Origin of the sequence: Mesorhizobium sp. M8A.F.Ca.ET.021.01.1.1, assembly GCF_003998025.1 — a bacterium.
Lineage (GTDB): Bacteria > Pseudomonadota > Alphaproteobacteria > Rhizobiales > Rhizobiaceae > Mesorhizobium.
On record NZ_RZSJ01000310.1, the window covers coordinates 1 to 6987 of the forward strand.

General features: G+C 63.7%; 7 protein-coding genes and 1 pseudogene. 3 read left to right on the forward strand and 5 right to left on the reverse strand.

Features of this window, described 5'->3' with window-relative positions:
* Positions 1-110: 110 nt before the first annotated feature.
* Complete coding sequence (locus tag EOA36_RS21910) at positions 111-974, reverse strand: RNA polymerase factor sigma-32 (RefSeq protein WP_127279395.1); 864 nt, start codon at positions 972-974, stop codon at positions 111-113.
* A gap of 312 nt (positions 975-1286) precedes the next feature.
* Between EOA36_RS21910 and EOA36_RS21915 the strand changes: the two genes are divergently transcribed.
* The 3 genes from EOA36_RS21915 (at position 1287) to EOA36_RS21925 (ending at position 3645) form a co-directional block, all read left to right on the forward strand.
* Entirely contained in the window at positions 1287-2060 is a 774-nt protein-coding gene (locus EOA36_RS21915; RefSeq protein ID WP_127279396.1) for an amino acid ABC transporter substrate-binding protein, read from the forward strand.
* Between the two features lie 137 nt (positions 2061-2197).
* Positions 2198-2878, forward strand: coding sequence for an amino acid ABC transporter permease (locus tag EOA36_RS21920; protein ID WP_127279397.1), 681 nt, complete (start codon positions 2198-2200; stop codon positions 2876-2878).
* Complete coding sequence (locus EOA36_RS21925; protein ID WP_127279398.1) at positions 2875-3645, forward strand: amino acid ABC transporter ATP-binding protein; 771 nt, start codon at positions 2875-2877, stop codon at positions 3643-3645. The genes EOA36_RS21920 and EOA36_RS21925 overlap by 4 nt, the downstream gene beginning before the upstream one ends.
* 79 nt (positions 3646-3724) lie before the next feature.
* On the opposite strand, the gene EOA36_RS21930 is transcribed toward EOA36_RS21925, so the two are convergent.
* The 4 genes and pseudogenes from EOA36_RS21930 to EOA36_RS21945 form a co-directional block, all read right to left on the reverse strand.
* On the reverse strand, positions 3725-4306 hold the full coding sequence (locus EOA36_RS21930) for a CarD family transcriptional regulator (protein ID WP_006327799.1): 582 nt from the start codon (positions 4304-4306) through the stop codon (positions 3725-3727).
* A 370-nt stretch (positions 4307-4676) separates the two neighbouring features.
* On the reverse strand, positions 4677-5015 hold the full coding sequence (fdxA, locus tag EOA36_RS21935) for a ferredoxin FdxA (protein ID WP_095089463.1): 339 nt from the start codon (positions 5013-5015) through the stop codon (positions 4677-4679).
* 235 nt (positions 5016-5250) lie between these two features.
* Positions 5251-5637 carry an RNA-binding S4 domain-containing protein gene (locus EOA36_RS21940; RefSeq protein WP_127279399.1) on the reverse strand — a complete coding sequence of 129 codons (387 nt, stop codon included), beginning with the start codon at positions 5635-5637 and terminating at the stop codon, positions 5251-5253.
* Positions 5638-5650: 13 nt separating this feature from the next.
* A pseudogene (locus EOA36_RS21945) lies at positions 5651-6987 on the reverse strand (helicase); the annotation flags it as partial.

The following is a 6987-nucleotide window of genomic DNA, read 5'->3' on the forward strand; positions in this document are numbered from 1 at the left end:
ACCGCAAGCTCGACCTGTTCCGCGTGCTCAACGCGTTGTCGCCGGGGGCCGCGGTTTCGGCCGGCGACAAGGTCAAGATCGTCACCGACAAGTAGCGCCCATTGCGCGAATCAGGCGGCGGTCGCCATGAATTCGGGATTCTGCTTCACCAGCGCGACCTTGAGCTTTTCCATCGCGCGGGCCTCGATCTGGCGGACGCGTTCCTTGGAAATGCCGAGCGTCTCGCCGAGTGCCTCGAGCGTGGCGCCCTCGTCGGTCAGCCGGCGTTCCTCGATGATGCGGAGTTCGCGGGCGTTGAGAGCTTGAAGCGCCTCCCTCAGCCAAAGCGAGCGGCGCGCGACGTCGATCTTGTCGCCGACAATCTCGTCGGGCAGGGGATCGTCCGAGACCAGGAAATCCATCCGCTCGGTCGCACCCGCATCATCGGCAAGCGGCACGTTGAGCGAGGAGTCCGGTGCCGAGAGGCGTGAATCCATCAACGCCACATCGGCCTCGGAGACACCAAGCGCAACCGACACCTCGCGGTAGAGGGTTGTGTTGGAGAGCGGTTCGGCGCCGTTCGCGAGGCGCGCACGCAGGCGCCTGAGATTGAAGAACAGGGCCTTTTGCGCCGAACTGGTGCCGCCGCGCACGATCGACCAGTTGCGCAGGATGTAATCCTGCATCGAAGCGCGAATCCACCACGTCGCGTAGGTCGAAAACCGTACCTCGCGCTCAGGCTCGAAGCGGGCCGCGGCCTCGAGCAGGCCGACATGACCTTCCTGGATCAGGTCGCCAAGCGGCAGGCCGTAGTGACGGAATTTCGAGGCCATGGAAATGACCAGCCGCATATGGGCCACGGTGATGCTGTGCAATGCGTTCTGGTCGTTGTCTTCTTTCCAGAGCAATGCAAGCCGATGCTCCTCGTCGCGCTCGAGGTAGGGCGCCCTCATTGCCGCGCGGACCATGACCCGACCTGCCGTGTCTTCCATCATAAGGCGCTCCCTGGCTCAGGCGATGCGGATGACAGGCACCGGCTTGAAATGACGGCGTCATGCCCTAGAACAGCCAAAACTGCCGTGCGCGGGAAAGGTTCCGCTGGCGCGGGCAGGCGAGCGATGAGATCCGGGCAATTTCGGCACGGCTGCCCGGAACTCTGAATGCTGCAGAGAAATTCCTTTTAGAGTATTCGATTTCTGGAATTGGCCCTCTTTGAAATTTCATTCCTTATTTTTTCGACCCGCATCTGTCATTTTCCAGCCCTCACAACATGCCTGACATCAGGCCAAGGACGGGATCACAGAAAAATGAAATGGCTCAAGTCACTCATCATCGCCGGAACGCTGCAGGCCCTGGCGGTCGCATCGGGCCATGCCGGCGCCAATCTCGACCAGATCAAGCAGGCCGGCGTCATCAAGGTCGGTACGGAAGGCACTTACGCGCCTTTTACCTATCATGATGCATCCGGAGCGCTGGTCGGCTTCGACGTCGAAATCGCCAAGGCGATCGCCGACAAGCTTGGCGTCAAGGCGCAGTTCCTCGAGGGCAAGTGGGACGGCCTGATCGCCGGCCTCGATGTCAAGCGCTACGACGCCGTCATCAACGAAGTCGGCATCACCGATGCCCGCAAGGCCAAGTACGATTTCTCCGATCCCTACATCGCCTCCAAGGCGGTGCTAATCGTGCGCGGCGACAACACCGACATCAAGACCTTCGCCGATCTCAAGGGCAAGAAGTCGGCGCAGTCGCTGACCTCCAATTTCGGCAAGCTGGCCGAGTCGAATGGCGCCGAACTGGTCGGCACCGACGGCTTCGACCAGTCGATCCAGCTGCTTTTGACCGGCCGCGCCGACGCCACCATCAATGACAGCCTGTCGTTCCTCGACTTCAAGAAGCACAAGCCCGACGCCAATGTGAAGATCGCCGCCCAGGAAGAGAATGCCGATTATTCCGGCGTCATCGTGCGCAAGGGCGATCCGGAGCTGGTCGCGGCCATCAACAAGGCGCTGGCCGACATCAAGGCCGACGGTACTTATCAGAAGATCGCCGACACCTATTTCGGCCAGGACGTGTCGAAGTAATTCATAAAGCGGGGCCGGTCGTCGCCCCGCGGCCCATCCAGCGGCGAGCCGTTTTTGACGGCTCGCCGCTTTTGTCGTGATATGGCTGACGCATTCGCGCTTCGATGACGCCGCTTGTCCATTCCGGAGGATTTTTCGTGCCGCACTGGCTGCAACTGATGCTGGAGTCGCTGCCCTCGCTGCTGTGGGCAGCGTTGATCTTCACCGTGCCGCTGACGCTGCTGTCCTTCGTGCTCGGCCTGACGGTGGGGTTGGGCGCGGCGCTCGGCCGGCTGTTCGGCCCGAAGCCGCTGGTGGCGCTCGTGCGCTTCTATGTCTGGATCTTCCGCGGCACGCCGCTGCTGGTGCAGCTGTTCCTGATCTTCTACGGCCTGCCTTCGGTCGGCATCCTGCTCGATGCCTTTACCGCGGCGCTGATCGGCTTCACCCTCAACATCGGCGCCTACACGTCGGAAATCATCCGCGCGGCGATAGGCTCGGTGCCGAAAGGCCAGTGGGAGGCCGGCTACTCGATCGGCATGACCTGGAGCCAGGCGATGCGGCGCACCATCCTGCCGCAAGCCGGCCGGGTGGCGGTGCCGCCGCTCTCCAACACTTTCATCTCGCTGGTCAAGGACACGTCGCTGGCCGCCGCCATCACCGTGCCGGAGATGTTCCAGGCAGCGCAGCGTATCGTTGCCACCACCTATGAGCCGCTCATCCTCTATGTCGAGGCTGCGATCCTCTATCTGGCGATGAGTTCGGTGCTGTCGGCCTTGCAGACGCGGCTGGAGGAGCGGCTCAACCGCTATGGCGGCTTCCTGGAGGCACGCTCATGATCGGCCTCACCAACATCGAAAAACGCTTCGGCGAAAATCTCGTGCTGAAAGGGGTGACGGTTGCCATCGCCGAGGGCAGCGTCACAGCCCTTGTCGGTCCTTCGGGTGGGGGAAAAAGCACGCTGCTGCGCTGCATCAACCTCCTGGAGATCCCGACCTCGGGCACGGTGCGGATCGGCGACGAGATGCTCGAGTTCCGCCCGGGCGGAAAGGTGCCGGCGGCGGACATAAGGCGTCTGCGCCTGCAGACCGGCATGGTGTTCCAGAATTTCCAGCTGTTTCCGCATCGCACCGCCATCGAAAATGTCATGGAAGGTTTGGTCACGGTGCTCAAATGGTCGCCCCAGAGGGCACATGAACGGGCGCTCGCGCTGCTGGAGAAGGTCGGCATGGCCCACAAGGCGGATGCCTGGCCGGCGACGCTGTCGGGTGGCCAGCAACAGCGCGTGGCGATCGCCCGGGCGCTGGCGCCGTCGCCCAAGGTGCTGCTGTGCGACGAACCGACTTCGGCACTCGACCCGGAATTGGCGCAGGAGGTGGTCGATGTGCTTAGTCAGCTCGCCAGCGAGGGAACGACCATGGTGATAGCGACGCATGATTTGCGCCTGGCTTCCAAGATCGCCCAGGAAGCGGTGTTCCTCGATGCCGGCGTCATTGTCGAGCAGGGGCCATCCGCCACGCTATTCGGCAATCCGGAGCGCGAAAGGACAAAGCGGTTCATCGCCACGCTGAAGCAGGAGGCGGCGGAGAAGGAGGCCGGCGTATAGACGCGGCAATCTCCGGCAATCTTAAAGACAAAAAACCCGGCACGAGGCCGGGTTTTTCGTTAACTCGAAAGCGAAAAGCTCAGGCAGCCTCTTCCTGCTCGGCTTCCTCATTGTCGGCCTTGGCGCCACGCTTGGGGCCCTTGTTGAGATTGACCTCGATCAGGCGCACGGCTTCGGTTTCCGACATGCGGTTGACAGCCGCGATCTCGCGGGCCATGCGGTCGAGCGCCGCTTCATAGAGCTGGCGTTCGGAATAGGACTGCTCCGGCTGGTTGTCGGCGCGGTAGAGGTCGCGCACGACTTCCGAGATCGAGATCAAGTCGCCCGAATTGATCTTGGCATCATATTCCTGGGCACGGCGCGACCACATGGTGCGCTTGACGCGGGCGCGACCCTGCACGACCTTCAGCGCGCGCTCGACATAATCCTCTTCCGACAGCTTGCGCATGCCGATGGAGGTCGCCTTGGCGACCGGCACCTTGAGCCGCATCTTGTCCTTCTGGAAGTCGATGACGAACAGTTCCAGCTTGTGGCCAGCCACTTCCTGCTCATCGATCGAGACGATCTGGCCGACGCCATGCGCCGGATAGACGATGTACTCGCCGGTCTTGAAACCGTGACGCGCGGCCGTGGACTTCTTCTGCGGGGTGATCGTTGCCATTACGCCCTGAACTCCTTGTTGTGGGCCGGCGGCGGTGCCGGCTGAACTCACGTGATCGGGGTCACCGATCATTAGCCGCACAACAGATGAACCCACCGGAAAAAGCCGGGACCGGCAAACCGCACGAATTGCGACCGCCTGGCCCAGATCGCTCTGGTCCGGAATGGGATTTTCACCTTTCAGTGATTTGGGGCGTCTGCGCCATAAATCGACGTTGTGTCACCGGCATGTTTCGCTGATGTAACACAAAAAGTCGGAAGAATCAAGGTTTTGCTGCGTAAGCGAAGGCCACAACCAATCGCCGCCTGTCAAGGCGGTTAATCCGACGTGCTTGTTACGCTACGTCATACAAGCCTTTACGGCGGTGTTGTCAATCGCCTTCGCCGGGCTCGGCGGAGAAGTATTTCTCGAACTTGCCGGCCTCACCGTCGAAGCTCTTGGCGTCGGCCGGCGGCTCCTTCTTGGCGGTGATGTTCGGCCATTTCTCGGCATATTCGGTGTTGATCTGCAGCCATTTGTCGAGGCCGGACTCGGTGTCGGGCTTGATCGCGTCGGCCGGGCATTCCGGTTCGCAGACGCCGCAGTCGATGCACTCGTCGGGATGGATGACGAGCATGTTCTCGCCTTCGTAGAAACAGTCGACCGGACAGACCTCGATGCAGTCCATATATTTGCATTTGATGCAGTTGTCGGTCACGACATAGGTCATCGGTCGGCTCCGGGATGTCCCGTTTTTGTTGGCTTTTTTTGTGAGGTAACGCCTTTATCGGCTGCTTGCAAGGGTGGCCGTTCCCAGGGGCATCAGGGTTTGGGAATGGAATTCCAAGTGGGCGGCGCCGCGAAGGCCCGGCATGCCCCACCGGCCGTCCTGTTTGCCGCTCCCGGTTCTGCTTTTTGTTTGTCGTTGCCCTCGGGAAACGCCCCTCCGCGGTCGGTCGAACGGCTCAATCTTCGTCGAGCAATCGGTCGGTCTGGCGGCGCTCTTTTTTGGTCGGGCGGCCGCTGCCTGCCTCCCGCAACGCCGGGATGGCATCGGGAAGGGCGTCAGCCTTGGGTGCGGGCGGCGGCGACATGTCTTCATAAAGAGTGCGGGCTTCCTCGGCCGGGCCGCGCCGCACTCCGGCGCCGAGCACCTTCCAGACGAAGATACGCCGGTCGAGCGTGATGGTCAGCACGTCGCCCGGCTTGACCAGATCGGATGCCTGCGCTGCTTTGTCGCGATTGATGCGCACGCGGCCGGCGACCACCAATTTAGCCGCCAGCGAGCGCGATTTCACCGCACGCGAAAAGAACAGCCATTTGTCGATGCGCTGGCGGCCTTCAGCAACCATCGAAGCGCCGAGCCTACTTCTTTAGTTGGTCGCGCAAGGCGGCGAGCTTGGCGAAGGGGGAATCCGGATCGAAGCGCACCGGGCGCTCCTCGCGCGGCTTGGGTTGGAAGGCGGGCTTTCCGCCCCCCTTGCCTTCCGGCCTGCCGCCCTTCCAGTCCGGGCGGCCTTCACGGCGCTCGGGACGATCGCCTTGCGGGCGGCCATCGCGGCGCTGCTCGCCGTCACCTTGCGGCTTGGGCTTGAACTTCGAGCGGTCGAAGCGCGGCTTGCCGGCGCCGTCGCGGCGTCCTTCATGGGCGGGACGGTCCGTGGGCGTGCCTGTTGCCGGTGCGCCGCCGGCATCGGCCGACGCGTTGCCTCGGCCGCGCGCTTGTCCGTTTTGCGGGCGGTTGTTGCGGCCGTCGCGATGACGCGGACGCTGGTCAAAGCGGCCTTGGCGCCACAACAGGATCGGCTTTGGCGCTTCGGCTTCCGGCACCGTTTCGCCGACGGCTTGCGCCACCGCAACGGGTTCGGCGGCTTCCGTCGGCGCGGAGGCCCCGACGGCCGGCTCCGCCGCCGCGGCGCCCTCTTCTGGGGGCGCGGCGTCAATCTCGGCAGTCTCAGCTTCGGCCCGCGACTCAACCGGCGCCGGCTCGACGGGTTCAACGGCGGCTTCGGCCACAGGCGCCTCTTCGCCCCCTGCAACGTCAGCCGTGGCTTCCGCCTGCTCTTGCACGGCAGCTTCCGTCGGCGCGTCTGCCGCGATTTCGGCCGCAACCTCCATCGCCGCGGCGGCTGCCGCATCCGGCACCGGTTCCGATCCTTCGGCGGCTGGCGCTGCCGCCTCTTCCGCCGCCTTGGCCTGTTCCGCGCGGGCTGCCTCCGCGGCTGCCTGCTTGGCCGCTGCGGCCTCCCGCGCGGCAGTATCCTGCGCTTCCAGCCGCGCCTTGACGTCCGCCGCCGGCTTCGGCTCGGCGCGATAGCCGAGACCCTTGAGAATCTCTTCCATGTCGTCGGCGGTGGCGCCGAGGATCGACATCATTGGCGGCGTCACCATGAAGGACTGGCCGTCATAGGCGCCGTCCGGTCGCTGGCCGAGGCCGGGCTTCCAGTTGGTCGCCGGGCGGATCAGGTCAGCCAGCCGCTCCAGAATGTCGATGCGAACGGCGCGGCGGCCGAGATTGCGGTAGCCGGCAAGCTTGTAGAACGCCTTGTCGAAGGCCGGATCGATCACCACCGAGGTGCGGCCCGATGCCAGCGCATGGACGACGTCGCCGAAGCCGGGCTTGTCCTTGCCGTCGTTCTTCAGCGCCCACAGCAAGGTCACCAGTCCGGCGGGCGCCGGTTTGATCAGCGCCGGCACGAAGA